Source organism: Thioreductor micantisoli (assembly GCF_055392745.1).
This window is the reverse complement of record NZ_AP043760.1, coordinates 631,841-647,503: the sequence shown is the minus strand read 5'-3', so window position 1 is coordinate 647,503 and position 15,663 is coordinate 631,841. Positions and strand designations below refer to the sequence as shown.

The 15,663-nt window shown below is 27.4% G+C and carries 20 protein-coding genes and 1 tRNA gene; 2 read left to right on the top strand and 19 right to left on the bottom strand.

Annotated elements, in window-relative coordinates; translation table 11 throughout:
• Positions 1-67: 67 nt before the first annotated feature.
• From ACZ5OA_RS03475 to ACZ5OA_RS03425, 11 genes are read right to left on the bottom strand one after another with little or no spacing between them, the layout of a single operon-like run.
• Positions 68-298, bottom strand: a complete 231-nt coding sequence (locus tag ACZ5OA_RS03475) for a hypothetical protein (RefSeq protein WP_464908137.1) — start codon at positions 296-298, stop codon at positions 68-70.
• Positions 295-999, bottom strand: coding sequence for a Bax inhibitor-1/YccA family protein (locus ACZ5OA_RS03470; protein WP_464908319.1), 705 nt, complete (start codon positions 997-999; stop codon positions 295-297). The genes ACZ5OA_RS03475 and ACZ5OA_RS03470 overlap by 4 nt, the downstream gene beginning before the upstream one ends.
• Positions 999-1,310, bottom strand: a complete 312-nt coding sequence (locus tag ACZ5OA_RS03465) for a hypothetical protein (RefSeq protein ID WP_464908136.1) — start codon at positions 1,308-1,310, stop codon at positions 999-1,001. Before ACZ5OA_RS03465 ends, ACZ5OA_RS03470 begins: the two co-directional genes overlap by 1 nt.
• A gap of 57 nt (positions 1,311-1,367) precedes the next feature.
• The gene (locus ACZ5OA_RS03460) at positions 1,368-1,607 is read right to left on the bottom strand and encodes a hypothetical protein (RefSeq protein ID WP_464908135.1); all 240 of its coding nucleotides are present in this window, start codon (positions 1,605-1,607) and stop codon (positions 1,368-1,370) included.
• Positions 1,608-1,616: 9 nt separating this feature from the next.
• The gene (locus tag ACZ5OA_RS03455) at positions 1,617-2,369 is read right to left on the bottom strand and encodes a sulfite exporter TauE/SafE family protein (protein WP_464908134.1); all 753 of its coding nucleotides are present in this window, start codon (positions 2,367-2,369) and stop codon (positions 1,617-1,619) included.
• Entirely contained in the window at positions 2,370-2,738 is a 369-nt protein-coding gene (locus tag ACZ5OA_RS03450; RefSeq protein ID WP_464908133.1) for a rhodanese-like domain-containing protein, read from the bottom strand. It abuts the gene before it with no gap.
• Complete coding sequence (locus ACZ5OA_RS03445) at positions 2,738-3,118, bottom strand: rhodanese-like domain-containing protein (protein ID WP_464908132.1); 381 nt, start codon at positions 3,116-3,118, stop codon at positions 2,738-2,740. The genes ACZ5OA_RS03450 and ACZ5OA_RS03445 overlap by 1 nt, the downstream gene beginning before the upstream one ends.
• A 44-nt stretch (positions 3,119-3,162) precedes the next feature.
• A complete protein-coding gene (locus ACZ5OA_RS03440) occupies positions 3,163-6,261 on the bottom strand; it encodes an efflux RND transporter permease subunit (protein WP_464908131.1) in 3,099 nt (1,032 codons plus the stop codon).
• Positions 6,262-6,264: 3 nt separating this feature from the next.
• Positions 6,265-7,302: an efflux RND transporter periplasmic adaptor subunit gene (locus ACZ5OA_RS03435; RefSeq protein ID WP_464908130.1), complete on the bottom strand. Its 1,038-nt coding sequence runs from the start codon at positions 7,300-7,302 to the stop codon at positions 6,265-6,267.
• Positions 7,299-8,576, bottom strand: a complete 1,278-nt coding sequence (locus tag ACZ5OA_RS03430) for a TolC family protein (RefSeq protein ID WP_464908129.1) — start codon at positions 8,574-8,576, stop codon at positions 7,299-7,301. Before ACZ5OA_RS03430 ends, ACZ5OA_RS03435 begins: the two co-directional genes overlap by 4 nt.
• Positions 8,573-9,130: a TetR/AcrR family transcriptional regulator gene (locus tag ACZ5OA_RS03425; protein WP_464908128.1), complete on the bottom strand. Its 558-nt coding sequence runs from the start codon at positions 9,128-9,130 to the stop codon at positions 8,573-8,575. The genes ACZ5OA_RS03430 and ACZ5OA_RS03425 overlap by 4 nt, the downstream gene beginning before the upstream one ends.
• Before the next feature lie 140 nt (positions 9,131-9,270).
• On the opposite strand from ACZ5OA_RS03425, the gene ACZ5OA_RS03420 reads away from it, so the two are divergent.
• Positions 9,271-9,369 (top strand) — tRNA-Sec (locus ACZ5OA_RS03420).
• Between the two features lie 96 nt (positions 9,370-9,465).
• Here ACZ5OA_RS03420 and ACZ5OA_RS03415 read toward each other — a convergent pair.
• Both ACZ5OA_RS03415 and ACZ5OA_RS03410 read right to left on the bottom strand, forming a co-directional pair.
• Entirely contained in the window at positions 9,466-10,257 is a 792-nt protein-coding gene (locus ACZ5OA_RS03415; RefSeq protein ID WP_464908127.1) for a ferritin-like domain-containing protein, read from the bottom strand.
• Positions 10,258-10,340: 83 nt separating this feature from the next.
• Entirely contained in the window at positions 10,341-10,829 is a 489-nt protein-coding gene (locus ACZ5OA_RS03410) for a hypothetical protein (protein WP_464908126.1), read from the bottom strand.
• A gap of 147 nt (positions 10,830-10,976) precedes the next feature.
• On the opposite strand from ACZ5OA_RS03410, the gene ACZ5OA_RS03405 reads away from it, so the two are divergent.
• On the top strand, positions 10,977-11,384 hold the full coding sequence (locus ACZ5OA_RS03405; protein ID WP_464908125.1) for a rhodanese-like domain-containing protein: 408 nt from the start codon (positions 10,977-10,979) through the stop codon (positions 11,382-11,384).
• A gap of 16 nt (positions 11,385-11,400) precedes the next feature.
• On the opposite strand, the gene ACZ5OA_RS03400 is transcribed toward ACZ5OA_RS03405, so the two are convergent.
• The 6 genes from ACZ5OA_RS03400 to ACZ5OA_RS03375 are packed head-to-tail and all read right to left on the bottom strand — an operon-like array spanning position 11,401 to position 15,581.
• On the bottom strand, positions 11,401-12,186 hold the full coding sequence (locus ACZ5OA_RS03400) for an undecaprenyl-diphosphate phosphatase (protein ID WP_464908124.1): 786 nt from the start codon (positions 12,184-12,186) through the stop codon (positions 11,401-11,403).
• A 30-nt stretch (positions 12,187-12,216) separates the two neighbouring features.
• Positions 12,217-13,371 (bottom strand): MFS transporter, encoded by a 1,155-nt coding sequence (locus tag ACZ5OA_RS03395; RefSeq protein ID WP_464908123.1) that lies wholly within the window; start codon positions 13,369-13,371, stop codon positions 12,217-12,219.
• Positions 13,371-13,736, bottom strand: coding sequence for a NifB/NifX family molybdenum-iron cluster-binding protein (locus tag ACZ5OA_RS03390; protein WP_464908122.1), 366 nt, complete (start codon positions 13,734-13,736; stop codon positions 13,371-13,373). The genes ACZ5OA_RS03395 and ACZ5OA_RS03390 overlap by 1 nt, the downstream gene beginning before the upstream one ends.
• Before the next feature lie 35 nt (positions 13,737-13,771).
• The gene (locus ACZ5OA_RS03385; protein WP_464908121.1) at positions 13,772-14,278 is read right to left on the bottom strand and encodes a DUF302 domain-containing protein; all 507 of its coding nucleotides are present in this window, start codon (positions 14,276-14,278) and stop codon (positions 13,772-13,774) included.
• On the bottom strand, positions 14,278-15,234 hold the full coding sequence (locus ACZ5OA_RS03380; protein WP_464908120.1) for an SLAC1 anion channel family protein: 957 nt from the start codon (positions 15,232-15,234) through the stop codon (positions 14,278-14,280). Before ACZ5OA_RS03380 ends, ACZ5OA_RS03385 begins: the two co-directional genes overlap by 1 nt.
• Before the next feature lie 11 nt (positions 15,235-15,245).
• Complete coding sequence (locus ACZ5OA_RS03375; RefSeq protein WP_464908119.1) at positions 15,246-15,581, bottom strand: NifB/NifX family molybdenum-iron cluster-binding protein; 336 nt, start codon at positions 15,579-15,581, stop codon at positions 15,246-15,248.
• Positions 15,582-15,663: the final 82 nt, after the last annotated feature.

Sequence of the window (15,663 nt, the reverse complement as noted above, 5' to 3'; positions counted from 1 at the left end):
CTTCTAGTTTGTTAAGATGATTATACAATAATTTACTCTTGTTTAAAGTTATTTAAAAAATTCTTGTTCAAATTTCATCTGCTATATCATCTATATGATCGTGTTTTTTCTGTTTAATATGATAATAAGCCACTGTAATTGCCAAAGCAAATGATATTGCAATAAAATATGTAAAATTAAATATCATTAAAGCATAATAGTCAATAAGTCCAAATCCAGCTAAAAATAAAACAAAATATATTAAACTTAATTTGATATATTTAGTAGTATTAAATTTATTTTTTTTATGTTTACTCATCTTTTTTGACCTCCAAAAAATTCTAATAACATTAGAAATAGATTTATTAAATCTAAATATAATTCTAATGCACCAATTACCGCTATTTTTGATATGTTTCTTTCACCTTCTGCTTCCATTTCATCGCCCATTTGTTTTATTTTTTGAGTATCATAAGCAGTAAGTCCTGTAAATACGATTACACCAATTACACTTACCCACCATTCTATTGGACTACTTTTCAAGAAAAAATTAACTATCATTGCAATAATCAAACCAATTAACGCCATAAACAAAAGTTTTCCCCATGAAGTCAAATCTGTATCAGTAAAATATCCATATAAACTCATAACTCCAAACATAGCACTTGCTATAAAAAAAGTCTCTGCAATACTCGTACTTGTATATACTAAAAATATACTTGAAAGTGTAAGCCCATCTATAAATGAAAATAAAATAAATAGTATTCTTGCTGTATCAACACTCATTTTATTGATTCCAGCTGAAATAGCAATTACAAGTCCAAGTTCAATTATAAATAAAACCCAAATCATATAAGGATTTCCATAAATCATATTCATTAAAACTGCTGAATGTACACTTGCATAAGCAGTAACGCCTGAAACTAAAAGTCCAACCATCATCCACATATAAACACTTCTCATTAAAGTATTCATACCTTCTTCTCTCGTATTTACATTATAATAATTTTTTAATGTCATCATATTTCTCCTAATAAATTTTCAAAAATCTCTGTAATTTTTTCTGCGGGAATTAATCCTTCTATGATGATTTTCCCATTCCAAATTATTGTAGGGTCTTTGGCAACTCCTGCTTCAATTGCTTTTTGAGTATTGTGTTCATAATGCACAGTTAGTCTAAGTGGTAAATGTTTTATACTACACATAAGTCTTTTTGAAATTTTTAGAGTTTCAAGTTTAGTTCCATAAATAGTTACATCAAAAAATGGCCATTCAGTGTGCTCTTCATGTAATATTTTTCCTTCTTCCATTGGATAACAAGCTTCATACATTTTTTCTCCTTTAATTTCATCAAAACCCCTTTTATTAAGGGATTTTAAAAAAATAAATTATTTTACTTCACATTTCTTTTTTCTAAGTGCTTTAATATGTTCCACTTTTTTCACTAAATCTTTAAGCATTTCATATTCTTCTGAATTTTTTCCGTGAACTTCCAAGGCTTCTTTTTTTCTTGCTTTTAAAATTTCAAGCCATTCATCAACTACTTCATCTGGAATATCGCATTTTTCGGCACTTTTTTCCTCTTTTTCTACAATCCAATCAGCTATCTTTTCTAATATTCTATGCATTTTATTTCCTTATACTAAATTGTAAAATTTCAAAATTGAATAGATAATTTTGATATCCAAAAGTATTAATATTACAGCTATTATTTTTTTTACCTGTGCTGGTGTTAATCTGTAATGCATTATTCTGTCTCCCAAATATCCACCTATAATTGCCGCTACACTAACATCTGCAAGTAATAGCCAATCAATTTTTGTAAAACTAATATATGTCAAAAATCCACTTAATGTTGAAAAAGGAAGAACAAAACTTACCATATATGCTGATACTTTTGCATCAAATCCAAGTAAAATAAGAACTGGTAAAATTAAACCACCTCCACCGACTCCAACAAGTCCTGATAAAAATCCAACTGATAAACCAAGTACCACCATTACCCATATTTTTGTATATTTATATTTTGCTTCTCTTTTTTTATAAAGCATTAAAGTAACAGCTACTATTATAAAAATAGCCAAAATTATTTTTACATAAATGGGTGGAACGAAATTACTTGTATAAGCTCCTATGGGAGTTCCAATAAGTAAAGATAAGGCAAGAGGGATAGTCGCTCTTATATCCAAAACCCCTCTAAAAAAGTTCATTATACTAGCCGTAATAGTGCTCATTGAATTTATAAAAAGTCCAAAGGCTTTCGCTACATTAAGAGGTGCACCCATCATATTAAACAAAGGCACCAACATAATTGCACTTCCAACTCCTCCCATTGCAAAAAGAGTTGAAAAAAATAGAGTAGAAAAAAAGTAAATAATATAAAGTTCCATCTATTTACCTAATTCTAAATCTTTTGCTTTTCCACCTTTCAATCTTTCCATCAATTTAATAAGCCCACCATTTAAATATCCTGCATTAAACCCTTCACTTCTTAAATAACTCATGGCTATTATACTTCTGTCTTTTCCAGGACACGCACATATAATTAATTTATCTTTTGGTAATTTATCTAAATTTTCTGCTAATTTTGGTGCAGGGATTTGCATTCCAAAATTCAAACTCCATACATCAGCTTCAAAAGGCATTCTGACATCTAAAAGTTCTGCTTTTCCTTCATTGTATAATTCAATAAACCTTTCTATATCAATTGCTATTTCTTTCATCCCTTTTGGATTATTCATGAGTATTACATTTTTCATTATTTTTCTCCTTTATTTTGAAATCTTTTTGCATTTTTCATACTTATTTCAGATAAAAATTCTTTAAATCCACCTGTTAAATTTTTTACTTTAAATCCTTTATATCTTAAATATTCTACAGCTTTATTGCTCCTAAAACCTACAGGACATGCACAAATTATAATTTTATTTTTATCAAGTTTATCTAAATTTTCTGGTAATTTATTAAAAGGAATATGAATAGCAATTTTAAATTCAACTAAATCATTTTCAAAATCTTCTCTTACATCCGCCATTATTGCTTCATCTTTTAAAAGTAATTCAGCTGCATCTTGAGGTGTTATTTTACTTTCTCCTATATTTTTTATAGTAGTAGCTTTTACGAATTCATCATAAGTCATATTAACTCCTTGTTTTATTTTTTCTATTTCAATAGAAGAAAAAATTATTTTTCTAATTCTTCTTCTATTTTTTCAATTATATTTGTTTTTTTGTTATTCGGATCTGTCGCATATGTAATCATTGGAACATAAATTAGTGTAAGCAATGTTCCAATTAAAAGCCCACCAATTGCAACATCAGCAAGAGGTGAAAGTCTTTCAAGTCCCACTGCTTGTTCAAGTGCAATAGGAATCATACCTGCAATTGTTCCAAATGCAGTCATCATAACAGGTCTAAATCTCACTCTAATTGCTTCAAGTGCTGATTCATATGGAGATTTTCCACTTGCTTCATACGCTTTATAAAAGTCAATTAATAAAACAGCATTTTTGATAATAATACCAAACAGAAGCAATATTCCCACTAAACTTGGCATACAAGAAGGTTTATGCATGATAAGCATTCCCCACGAAGCCCCAATCATAGAAAGAGGTAACACTAAAATCATAATTATAGATAATCTAAATGATTCATAAACTACCATTAAAGTCATAATCAAGACTATAACCCCAATAGCAATTGCTTTTATCATTCTTTTGAAACTATCATTCATAGCTGTAATATCACCTTTCTCGTGATAATTAGTTATTCCATTTTTATGTAAAAGCGCATCTGCATCCGCGGTTATTTTACTAACTGGTCTTGTAGCTCTGTATCCTTCAACATCAATAGCATATTGTAAATTATTTCTATCAATTTTATTATAAGTGAAACCTTTTGTAATTGTTGCTATTTGACTCAAAGGAATATCACCTTTTGGAGTATGGATTGGTAAATATTTAAGCGCTTCTAGATTTTTAGCAAAATCTGAGTCAAATCTAACTCTTACAAATTGAACATTCATACTACTTAAATCACTATTAACTGTTGCTACTTGGTCTTTTAATGCAATTTGAGAAACAATTCCTGCTGGTGTAATTCCATAAGATAAAGCTTTGTTTTTATCTACTTTTATTATAGCTTCTTGGAAATCTTTATCCCAACTTGTCATAATCGTTTTAAGCCCTTTCACATTATAAAGTATTTTTTCTACTTTATGAGAAAGTGCTGGAAGCTGGGCATAATGATCACTTCTTAACTGAACATCAAGAGGTGCTGAAATAGTTGAAAGTGCTGTCGCACCAAAATCAAATACTGCTAATTTTTTAACTCCTTTTAATTTTGATAATTCTTTTCTAACTTCACTTTCCATTTGCCAAATATTCTCTTTTCTATGGAATCTATCAATTGCAATAATAGTCATATTTATACTATTACCTGCACCTCCACCACCAAGAGAAAGCACACCTTTTTCAGTACCAATTTGAATTGAACTTTTTTCAAGCCAAGGTTGATTTTTTAGCCACGCTAAAAATGGTTTTAATCTATTTTTTGCCTCATCAGCATTTAAATTTGATGAATATTCCATATGAACTTTCATAATACCTGTATCCATTGGAGGCATTGTATCTTTTCCAATAGTTGGCATAATATTTTTTACACTCAAAACTAATGTAATAACAGCTGCTGCCATAATTAATATTCTTCTAAGTGGATAAAAACTTCCATTTGAAAATTTAATAATTCCTAAATATGGAATTACAAGTTTCCCTATTGTTTTTTGATATAAAACTTCAAAGAAATTTTCTACTTTTGTTTTACCTGAACCATTTTTATAAAGAATTTGAGATAATTTAGGTATAAATGTAATTGATAAAAAGTAACTAATTAAAAGTGCTACAATTAAAGTCTCAATTAATGGTTTAAAAATCGTCTCTGGAAATCCTCCCACAAACATTAAAGGAAATGTAATTGCAATAGTTGAAATGGTTCCTGCAAATATTGGTTTTAATACCTCTTTTGTTCCATTATATATAGCTTGTTCTAAATCTTCTTTTTCATCAAGATGTCTTTCTATATTTTCAAGTACAACAACCGCGTCATCTGTAAGCATACCAAGAGCTAAAATAATAGCTGTATAAATTACTATATTTAATCCCGCACCTGTTAGATATAAAAAGGCAATTGTTCCAAAAAATACCATTGGAATAGAGATAGCAGCTGCAGCTAATGCTCTGAAATTTCCAAGGAAAATAAGCAATACTAAAAGTGTATAAATAATCGCATCCCTCAAAGCATCAAGCATATTAGAGTTTGATGTTTCAACTAATGTTCTTTGAGTATCTGAAACAGTTACTTTTATGTTTGGATATTTAGCTGAAATTTCTTTCATAATTTTTCTATCTGCGTCACTTGTTCCAAGTACGCTTCCTCCTGGTGCTCTCTCGACTGATACAGCGATAGCAGGAGTATTATTTCCAACATAAGCAGTATTATTTGTTTGATAACTCCATTTTATTTTTGCAATATCACCAAGTCTAATATTTGGTTTTACAAACATATTTTGAAGTTTTTTAACATCATCTTTTTCACCATAAAAAGTTAAAGTCATAAAACTATTTTTTGTTTTCATAAATCCAATAGGTATATCTTTATTTGTAGTTCTTAAAACCCCAATTAAAGAGTCTAAACTAATACCATATTTTTGCATTTTAATAGGATCTATTTGTATCATAATAGCACTTTGATATCCACCAAAAATTTCTACATTTCCAACATCAGAACTACTTAAAAGTTTTGGTTTTATATAACTATCTGCTATTTTTCTAACCTCAGCTAAACTCATATTATTGTTTTTAGGACTTAAACTAAACACATCCACAGGCATCGTAAAATCTCCTACTACATATATCGAAGGAGCTGAGCCTTGTGGAAGTTTAGCTTTGATTCTGTTTAGTGCATTACTTACATCCACCGCTGCCGCGTTCAATCCTTTTGTATATTGAAATACAACATGAACAATCGAAAAGTTAGGAACATTTGTTGATTTAATTTCAAAAACATTACTTAAAGTTCCCATTTCTTCTTCTACTGGTTTAGAAACTGTGGTAGCTACTACATTTGCAGGAGCTCCTGGAACTGTGGTAAATATTACAACTTCAGGTCTATTTGCATCGGGAAATAGATTTTTAGGCATCTTCACAAGTCCTATAACTCCAAAAACAAAAAGTCCAAGGATTATAGCAGTTGTTAAATAACCTCTTTTATAAAAAAAATCAAACATTTTTTACTCCCCCACTTTAATTGGATGTCCAGTTTTGAGTTCAAGTAAAATATCAGGCTCTCCCACAACTACTGGTGCATTTATATTTTCTTTGATTGCTACCCCTTCACTTCCTTTTGCTAAAATAGTTACTTCTTTTGGAGTTGCGTTATTTCCATTTGCCACTAAAACATAACTTTTATTATTGATACTTAAAATTGCTTTATAAGGTAAAATAGTAGCTTCACCATTAAATTCAACTACTTTTACATTTACTTTTTCTCCACTTGCCAAAGTTTCATCATTTACATCAGCTTTATAAGTTTTAACTGAGTTAATAGTTGTATCAAGTGAGATCAAAGGATAAATTTTGTTTTTATAAATAATCTCTTTTTTCTCTTTTGGTAAAATAACAACTAAATAATTTCCACTTTTTGGAGTGATTTGTAATAATGGTTTACCAGCAAAAGCGTTATCTCCCTCACCCAAAAATTTATGACTTACAATTCCATCAATTGGTGAAATAATAGTCGCATAACTTAAATCATTTAAAATAGATTTTTTACTCTCTTTAAGTCCTAAGATTTTAGCTTTAACTCCTTCAATTTGAGCCGTTTCATTATCATATTTTTCTTTACTTGCTATTTTTGCTTTCAAAAGTTTATATGTTCTTTTATGATTTGAAATAAGTGTATTTAAAAGAGTTTCATTTGCTCTAATATTTGCATTAATAGACACTAAAGAAGTTTTTAATTTAGTATCATCAATTTTTGCAACAACTTCTCCTTTTTTAACTTTATCTCCTAAATTTTTAATAAATTCAATTTTACCTGTGAATTTTGTATTGATAATAGAGATATTATCATTTTTAACCTCTGCTAAATATGGTAAAGTTAAAGTTTTATTTTCTACCTTTGGCGTAACTACTTTTACATTAATTGGGTAAATAACTGCTATTTTTTGATGAGCATCTTCTGCTTTTCTTTCTTTAACCAATTTTACACCTGCAATTACTAATAACGCAACTACTAATAATACTATAAGCCATTTTAAAAATTTCATTTTTGCTCCTTAAATATTGAATTAAAATCATTTCCATAAATGAAAGCTAAGTTTGCTACTGTTTCTTTAAGTTGTGCTTTTAAACCTGAAAGAGTAGCTTTTGCATTTGCTAAATCTGTTTCATAACCTAAATATTCATCTACTGTCATAGCTTGATTACTAAAAGCTGTTTTTGCACTTTTTAAAAGTTCTTTTTTAAATTTCAGACTCTTTTTAGCAGAAGCTATCTCTTTTTGGATTAAAACTAAATCATAAGTTAATTTATTCGCCTGGGCTGTTAAATCTTTTTCTGATTTAGTTAAGTTTAATCTATCTTTTATCAAAGCAATTTTTGCTTTCTCTATATCTTTATTTGCTACTTTATCAAATATATTCCATTGTAAATAAAACCCAACATTAGCGATATTTCTTTCATCAATATTATCTGTATTGTATGATTTTACATAACCTTTTGAGATATTTGCTTTTAAAAATAGTTTTGGATACCATCTTGTAGCTTTTTTGGCATCTACATTTTTTTCATCTGCTTTTATACTCCATTCTATTGGTTTAAGTGATATAAAATCATCTTTTTGATAATTTGTAAATCCAACATTCATTGGATAATCAACTACAATATTTGTAAGTTTATAAAGCTCTGATTTTATAGAATTAATTTTAGTTCCTATATCACCTATTTTTATATCAATTTGAGTCAAGGCATCTTGAAGTCTAATTAAATTAAATTCAGGAATTGCACCTGCTTTTACTCCTATTTGAATACTTTTAATCGTTTCTTGAATTGAAAATTGTTTTGATTTTAGTGCTATTTTTAAATCCTCTAAATAACTAAAATTACTTAATAATCCAATCAAAAGAGCATCTCTTTTGAGTAAATCTATCTTACTTTTTAGTTTTACAGCATTAAGTAAATCACTCATTTTCTTTTGATTTTCATATATCTCTTTTACAAAAATAGGCATACTTAACCCTACTCCAATTTTTGCAATATTTTGTCCAAAAGGTAAAGATTCCCCCTTATTTAACTCTTTTCCAGATTCTGTTGGAGTTAATGGGACTAATGACATATCTCGATTATAATGTTCAATACTTGCATTTAAACTAATTTTTGGAAACAAAGATGATTTAACTGCTTCTTTGTTTATTTTCATATTTTTCGTTATAACATCATTTATCTGAGTTTCTGGTGCTTTTTGAACTGCATCAAAAAGCCCAGTAAGTGTTGTAGCTTGCAAACCTATTCCAACAAGTGGAATTAAGAGTAACTTTTTCATTTTTCTCCTTTTATGTAGTTTTGTATCATTTTGTATAAATCTTCTTTTATATCTTTTATTTTTGAATTTGGACAAGTCTCTGGATCTAGACAAGTTATATTTACAACTTTTTTCCTTAAATTAATTGTATTTTTATAATTGATTAAAACACTCATAATTGTTGTTTGAATAAAAAACGGATTTATATTTTCAGGAATTATTTCTTTTAATTTTTGGATAGTTTTAGAAATTATTTCTATTGTTTCATCCTCTAAATGCTTACCTTTACAAGAAAGTTCTTTTGAAAACATTTGCCTAATTTCACTATTTATTTCAAAAAAATCTGCTAAAGTAAAAACATACTCTTTTAAAGATGTTATTTTTGAAATATCTATTTTTTTAAATTCTCTTTTAAAAACACAATTATAAATTGTTTGTTTATTCTTAAAATGATAATAGAAAGCTGATTTAGTAATATCCAAATCTTTAGCTACATCATCTAATGAAGTTTTGTCATATCCTTTCTTTGCAAAATGAACTTTTGCAACTTCTAAAATTTCCTCTTTTTTACTCAATTTTCCTCCTTACTTACTAGTAAGTAGAATTATAGCACAAAAAAAGAAAAAATTATACTTTTTTAGATATTTTAAATAAATTCAAAAAATATTGCTTTACTTTTAAAATTATGATATAATTCATTTCTCATTTAAAAAATGGAGGGGATGTGATCCTGGTGGACACCCCGGGCTTCAAACCCGGTGGGGTGGCAGGTGACTGTTTGCCCGGAAGGTTCGATTCCTTCCCCCTTCCGCCAAATCATTCAAATACTCTTTTTATCATAAATATTCAGATATTATTTTTTATCAAATTTTAAACATTATTAGATATAACTTCTATATATTTATTATTTCTATCCAATACCTAAAATTCTAAATGCAGGTGAAATAGTAGAAGCAATCGCATTTTCTACCATTGAATGAAGTCCTAATGGTCTCATAAACATTTTGGTAGCCATTTTATATGGATAATATTTTTTAGCAAATTGTTTAGTTGTTTCTAAAAATTTTTCATAATTTTCATTATCATCATTTACAGCATCAAAAGCAATTTTTACATCTTCATTATTAATTTCTTTTAATCTATCATATAAAATTTTTATAATATCAGTTTTTGATAATTTTTCTTCATCTTTATATTTTTTAAATACTTTTTCAAACATTTCAAAATGATAAACTTCATCTTTTGATATTTTTAAAGCTAAATCAACTAAAACAGGTTCATTTAAATCTTTTGCATAAGCTGCAATTGCTTTATAAAGAGTTGAAGTCCCAGTTTCTACAACCATTCTTGCTATCATTTCTTTTGCTCTTGTTGGTTCAAGATATTCTACCTTACAAAACGGCAAATAATTAGTTCTAAATATTTTATAATGTTTATCCCAATCAAATTCAGGCCAAACTGTATTGATATATTTTTTAAGAGAAGCACCATGTTGAATCTCTTCTTTTTCCCAAGTATTATTTAACCAATTTACCGTTTCTTCATCACCTTCATAAAATTTTGATAAATTCATATCATAAACATCTGAAGTTATCTCAATAAATGAAGCAATAACTAAATTTTTGAAAAGATATTTATTGTCTTTTATTAAATTTACATCTATTTCATCATATTTTATATCTGTTTCATAATTCCATCTCATTTTATTCTCCTTTACATTTAATTATTATTTCATTAGATAAACTCTTTTAAAACAAATAATTAACGATTCTATTATAGCATAAATTAAAAAAACATCTCTTTGATTGGCTTGAAAAAAAGTTTTATTTTTTCTTTAATATTTTTTATAAATTTTTTTATATTTCTATAAATTTTACTTCTTATTATAAGTAAATACCAATAATAAAAAATTTTAATAATGAAATATTTTAACAATCTTTTTTTATTATGCTTAAATATATCAATAGTAGGAATATATATAATAATCTTTAAGATATAAAATATAATCCCTAATATTACAAAACCTTTTGCAGTTAAAAAAACAGCAAAAGTAGCACTTGTTTCAGCAAGAGCAGCTATAAATAAAAATGAGGCCAACAAAATAAAATCATTACTTTCAGTGATAAATTCAATAAAATTATCATAAAAATTAAATTTTCTTATAAATTGAAGTAATTTTTTTGCCGTTTTTATTATAATTTCTTCAAAAATAAAATATATTATAAATAATATGTATTTTATAATAAGTTGTAATTTATTAAATATTGATTTCATAATTTTAAGCCTTTATTTGTATATAAAAATATTATTTTTCATTAATATATTATTAGAAAATATATTAATTTTTATTATTTTTAGAAATTATAACATAAAATTATTTCAAAACTTTTATGTTATAATAAACTAAAAAAAGGCATAAATATGCAAAATAATCAAATAGATTGGGAAGAAGTAACAAAATTAAATCAAATGTTTTCAGGATTTTCACAAGACTTTTTAAGTAAAAAACCTTGTAGAGTTCATCCGAATGAAGTTATTGAAAAAATAAATAACAATGAAAAAATTTTAATGCTAGATATTAGAACAAAATATGAACAAGGTTTTGTGGGTTATACATTGCCAAACTCTCTTCATATTCCGATGAATGAACTTTTTCAAAAAGAATCAATTGAAAAACTAACAGAATACAATGATTATGAAATAGTTTTGAGTTGTCATAGAGGTTTTAGAACACTTGTAGCAACTGCATTTCTACAAAGAATTGGAATGACAAATGTAAAATCACTTGAAGGTGGAATAGCTGAATTTGCTTTAAGTATAAAACCATAAAAAAAGGGTAGAATTTCTACCCTTCAATATATCCGATATGAATTAAATAAAGTAATGCTATACCAAAAATAATTCTATAAACTCCAAATGCATTTAAAGTATATTTTTCTACAAATTTCAAAAATAATTTAACCGTAACATAAGCCACGACAAAACTAACTACAAATCCAACTGCTAAAACAATTTCATTTGATTCACCAAAAGAATGAATATTTTTAAGCATTTCATAACCACTTGCAGCAAGCATTGTAGGAATTGCCAGTAAAAAGCTAAAATCAGCAGATGTTTTTCTACTTACACCACTAAGCATTCCTCCTACAATCGTAGAACCACTTCTACTTGTCCCTGGGATTAGAGCAAACACTTGAAAAAATCCAATTATAAGAGCTTGTCTAAAACTCACTTTTTCTACATTTTTTGCAGTTATTTTTTCTTCTTTATAAACTTTTTCAACTATAAAAAAGACAATACCACCTATGATAAACATCCAAGCAGCAGTAGTAACTGTAAATAACTCTTTGATTTGATGTCTAAATAAAAATCCAATAATGGCAAGCGGTAAAAAAGCAGATATGACTTTTATCCATAAAGACTTTTCTTTAAAATTAATTTTGTTTAAATAAATCAAAATTATAGCCATTGTAGCTCCTAACTGAATAATAACTTCAAAAGCAACATTTGCAGCATTTTGCTTCAATCCCATAAGAGTTGAAACTATAATCATATGTGCAGTAGAAGAAATAGGTAAAAACTCTGTAATTCCTTCTACAATTCCTAAAATAAGCGACTGAAAAATATCCATTGAACACCTTTTAATTTTTTGTAATTATATCTAAAATCTTTTCTTTATTTTAAATAAAACTCCCACAAATCCAAATGCTACAAATGAAAAAAAAGTTGCTACAATTATTGCATCATTCATTCCTATTTTATCACCCATAAATCCAAAACAAAAAGCACTAAAAGATGAAACAGAAAAACTAATTGTCATATAAACACTATTTAAAAATGTAGGTTTATCGCTTTTAAATTCTTGAACTAAAGCTAGAAGAATAGGAGACGCTGCAAATATAAAAATTCCTAAAAATGCTAAAAACAAAAACATAATATAACTATGAGAAAAAAAGATAAAACCTATCATTGAAACACCTGTTGCAAATGTTGAAAAATATAAAACTTCTTTTTTCCCAAATTTATCAGATAAATAACCACCTAAAAAAGTCCCAATTATCGCAAAAAACTGTAAAACTGAAATAGCAAATGTTGCATACCAAAGACTAAATCCATTTTTAGTTAAATATACTGCTAAATAAAGAGTAGTAAAAATTTTTGTTAATGATTGTAAAAATATGAAAATCCCAACAATTATAAAAAATGGAGCAAATTGTTTAAGAATTTGTTTATAATCTCCTTTTTGAACCTCTTTTGCTTTGAAATTTGTAAAATCACGAAGTCTAAAATACAAAATAACTGAAACAAGAATACCAAAAAACATTAACCTCCAAATACCTTCAATTCCCCAAAGAGATATAGCTGCGGTTACTATCAAAGGCCCAATCGCTCTGGCACTCTCTCCTCCAATCATAAACATACTCATTCCAAGCCCTACTTTACTACCGGAATTATTTTTTATAATAGTTGGAGTTGGAACATGAAAAAACACAGCACTCAAACCTGCTATAAAAAGCAAAAATAGAATCTGAGCATAACTATTTGCAAGCCCTAATAAAGACATAGAAATAGCCGTAATTGAAGGAGATAAAATTACAAACCATTTAACATCACTTCTTTCTGCCAAAATCCCTACAAATGGATTTAAAAGTGCTGGAAATCTTCTAACAATCTCAAAAAATGAACTCATTGCTAAACTAATTCCAAATTTTTCAATAATAAGTGGTAAAAGTGGCGCTAAAAATGATGAATAAACATCGTGTGTAAAGTGGGCAAACGAAATCGTTGCCACTTGAATTTTGTCAAATTTTTTCATTACTTGATAGAGCAAGTCCCTGAAGTTATTTTTTGAAGTTGATTATTATATAATTTTTTAATACTTTCTTCAACTGTAATTGAATCTCTATCAGCATATACGCTAAGCCCTGCTTTTGCAAAACCTTCTGCAGGACTTTGCCCAATCCCGACTACAATCAAAGCATCTGGATTTAAAGCTAAAATATTAGCAACTGCATTTCCACAAGCATTTGCATTATGCCCTGGATTTTGAACACCTTCTACATCTACAATTTCACCATTATCATCTGTTGTAATGATTGTATAAAATGGAGCTTTTCCGAAATGTGCCCCCATTTTTGATAAATATCCATTGTTTTCACCTGTTGGTACTACTATTCTCATTTTTTCTCCTTTATTTTTAATACTTTAAAATTATATCAAAATATTGTATATCTGAAATGCACAAACCCTAAAATAGATTCCATATCTTTTACAATTCTTTCCATAATCTTTGCTCTATGAGTTCCACTCATCATTCTTGCTAATAAATATCCATTCATTAAACCAATCACAACTTTTCCATCACTTTTTTCATACACTGCTATACTAAGAGGCATTTTAACCGCCATTACTCTATCTTCATCATTGCTTAACATTTCAGATGCATATTTAGCATTACAAAATTTAATAATTTTTACTTTTCCAACATCTTTATTATTGAGATATTTTTTAATTACCGCTTCTTGATTAACAATATTTGTAACATGCCAACCTTTTTGAGAATTTATTCTATTTACCAATAAATTAACTGTTTTATCAAAACTATAATTTACTGGTATTTCTTTAAAAAGCATACTCATAGATGCTTCTTTCATAAAAAATCCCGCTAAAAACACTCCAAAAGCTAATCCTAAAATTAGCCCTGCTATTAATCCTCTTTTCATTATTCTTTCTCCTCTATACAAATTTTTTGTTCATTCACTGCCTTAATAGTTCTTCCTGTTACATATAAAATTACAATACTAGTAATTGAAAGTAAAGTATATGACGAGCAATAAAGCAAATTAGTATGATACGCTGAATACAATAAAATAGTTGCTATAGTAATTGCTGCTAATGGGAATGTATATGCCCACCATGAAATAAAAAATTCTTTAAAATCAAACATTTTAATTGCAAAAACAAGCAATATAAAAGTAAATAATGATATAGAATACAAAAGCATACTAAACATATCTATACTTCCAAAACTAATTCTAAAATAACTAATAAATCCAACTGCTGGTGGAGCTATCAAAATAAACAATGTAGGAAGTAACTTTTTTGCCAATGGATGGTGAAAAATAATTCTATACATTACCATTGTAAAAAGAACTAACCAAAGAAATATTCCTATTGCAAAAAAGAAAATAGAAACAAATATAGGTGCCGCATCCACTCCAACAACAGGTACCAAAACATTCCCAACAATTGGAATAAACCAAGCTGGATTTATATGAGCTTCTTTAAATTCTTTTGTTATCCAAAGTTCAATAATATATAAAGCTATATACAATTGTAACGCAGCCCCAATATACCAAAATCCTATAGAAATAGTAGGTGCATAATCATAATAAGATATTGAAATAAGTAAAAAACTTACTGAAATTGTTGCTGTAAAACTACTTTTTATAGGATGTTCAAACTCTTTTTTTACAACTTCAGGATACTTTAACCATTTATAAATATAAAAAGTAAATATTAAAAAAAATAAAATTGTATCAATTAATAATAAACTTTCATAAATAAAATATGGAGCATTTAAAAAATGATATGCTTTAGCAAAAGCTATTGTAAGTCCAGAAATTCCCATAATTATACCAAAAAGTTGTATAGGAAAACATTTTAACTCTCTTTTCATTTTTTTCCTTTTTATTGTATATTTAATTCATTATTTTTATATTTATCATGAGCTTCTTTTAATGTCATATTTTTTGCACCAATATAAACTTTTATATTTGTTTTTTTAATAACATCAACAACTTTTCCACCAGCACCATTTCCAGTAATGATAACATTTGGAGCAATTTCAGCTACTTTTTGAGCTGTTTGAAGTCCAGCTCCATGATCCATTGAAGAAGTGTCATTCGCGATTGCTTCAAGTTTATCACTTTCTTCATCATAAACAACTAAATATTCAGCTCTTCCAAATCTTTCATCCATTTGTGAATTCCAATCAGTTCCGTGTGCTGTAAATACTATTTTCATTTTTTTATCCTTTATTTTGTTTCAATTTTTAAATAATAATTTCAAAAAATATAGTAGTGAATAAATAAACGAAACAACTGCA

Excerpts from the sequence above, each read along its gene's own strand:
- ACZ5OA_RS03475 (WP_464908137.1), bottom strand. The coding sequence starts at position 298 with ATGAGTAAACATAAAAAAAATAAATTTAATACTACTAAATATATCAAA.
- ACZ5OA_RS03470 (WP_464908319.1), bottom strand. The coding sequence starts at position 999 with ATGACATTAAAAAATTATTATAATGTAAATACGAGAGAAGAAGGTATG.
- ACZ5OA_RS03465 (WP_464908136.1), bottom strand. The coding sequence starts at position 1,310 with ATGTATGAAGCTTGTTATCCAATGGAAGAAGGAAAAATATTACATGAA.
- ACZ5OA_RS03460 (WP_464908135.1), bottom strand. The coding sequence starts at position 1,607 with ATGCATAGAATATTAGAAAAGATAGCTGATTGGATTGTAGAAAAAGAG.
- ACZ5OA_RS03455 (WP_464908134.1), bottom strand. The coding sequence starts at position 2,369 with ATGGAACTTTATATTATTTACTTTTTTTCTACTCTATTTTTTTCAACT.
- ACZ5OA_RS03450 (WP_464908133.1), bottom strand. The coding sequence starts at position 2,738 with ATGAAAAATGTAATACTCATGAATAATCCAAAAGGGATGAAAGAAATA.
- ACZ5OA_RS03445 (WP_464908132.1), bottom strand. The coding sequence starts at position 3,118 with ATGACTTATGATGAATTCGTAAAAGCTACTACTATAAAAAATATAGGA.
- ACZ5OA_RS03440 (WP_464908131.1), bottom strand. The coding sequence starts at position 6,261 with ATGTTTGATTTTTTTTATAAAAGAGGTTATTTAACAACTGCTATAATC.
- ACZ5OA_RS03435 (WP_464908130.1), bottom strand. The coding sequence starts at position 7,302 with ATGAAATTTTTAAAATGGCTTATAGTATTATTAGTAGTTGCGTTATTA.
- ACZ5OA_RS03430 (WP_464908129.1), bottom strand. The coding sequence starts at position 8,576 with ATGAAAAAGTTACTCTTAATTCCACTTGTTGGAATAGGTTTGCAAGCT.
- ACZ5OA_RS03415 (WP_464908127.1), bottom strand. The coding sequence starts at position 10,257 with ATGAGATGGAATTATGAAACAGATATAAAATATGATGAAATAGATGTA.
- ACZ5OA_RS03410 (WP_464908126.1), bottom strand. The coding sequence starts at position 10,829 with ATGAAATCAATATTTAATAAATTACAACTTATTATAAAATACATATTA.
- ACZ5OA_RS03405 (WP_464908125.1), top strand. The coding sequence starts at position 10,977 with ATGCAAAATAATCAAATAGATTGGGAAGAAGTAACAAAATTAAATCAA.
- ACZ5OA_RS03400 (WP_464908124.1), bottom strand. The coding sequence starts at position 12,186 with ATGGATATTTTTCAGTCGCTTATTTTAGGAATTGTAGAAGGAATTACA.
- ACZ5OA_RS03395 (WP_464908123.1), bottom strand. The coding sequence starts at position 13,371 with ATGAAAAAATTTGACAAAATTCAAGTGGCAACGATTTCGTTTGCCCAC.
- ACZ5OA_RS03390 (WP_464908122.1), bottom strand. The coding sequence starts at position 13,736 with ATGAGAATAGTAGTACCAACAGGTGAAAACAATGGATATTTATCAAAA.
- ACZ5OA_RS03385 (WP_464908121.1), bottom strand. The coding sequence starts at position 14,278 with ATGAAAAGAGGATTAATAGCAGGGCTAATTTTAGGATTAGCTTTTGGA.
- ACZ5OA_RS03380 (WP_464908120.1), bottom strand. The coding sequence starts at position 15,234 with ATGAAAAGAGAGTTAAAATGTTTTCCTATACAACTTTTTGGTATAATT.
- ACZ5OA_RS03375 (WP_464908119.1), bottom strand. The coding sequence starts at position 15,581 with ATGAAAATAGTATTTACAGCACACGGAACTGATTGGAATTCACAAATG.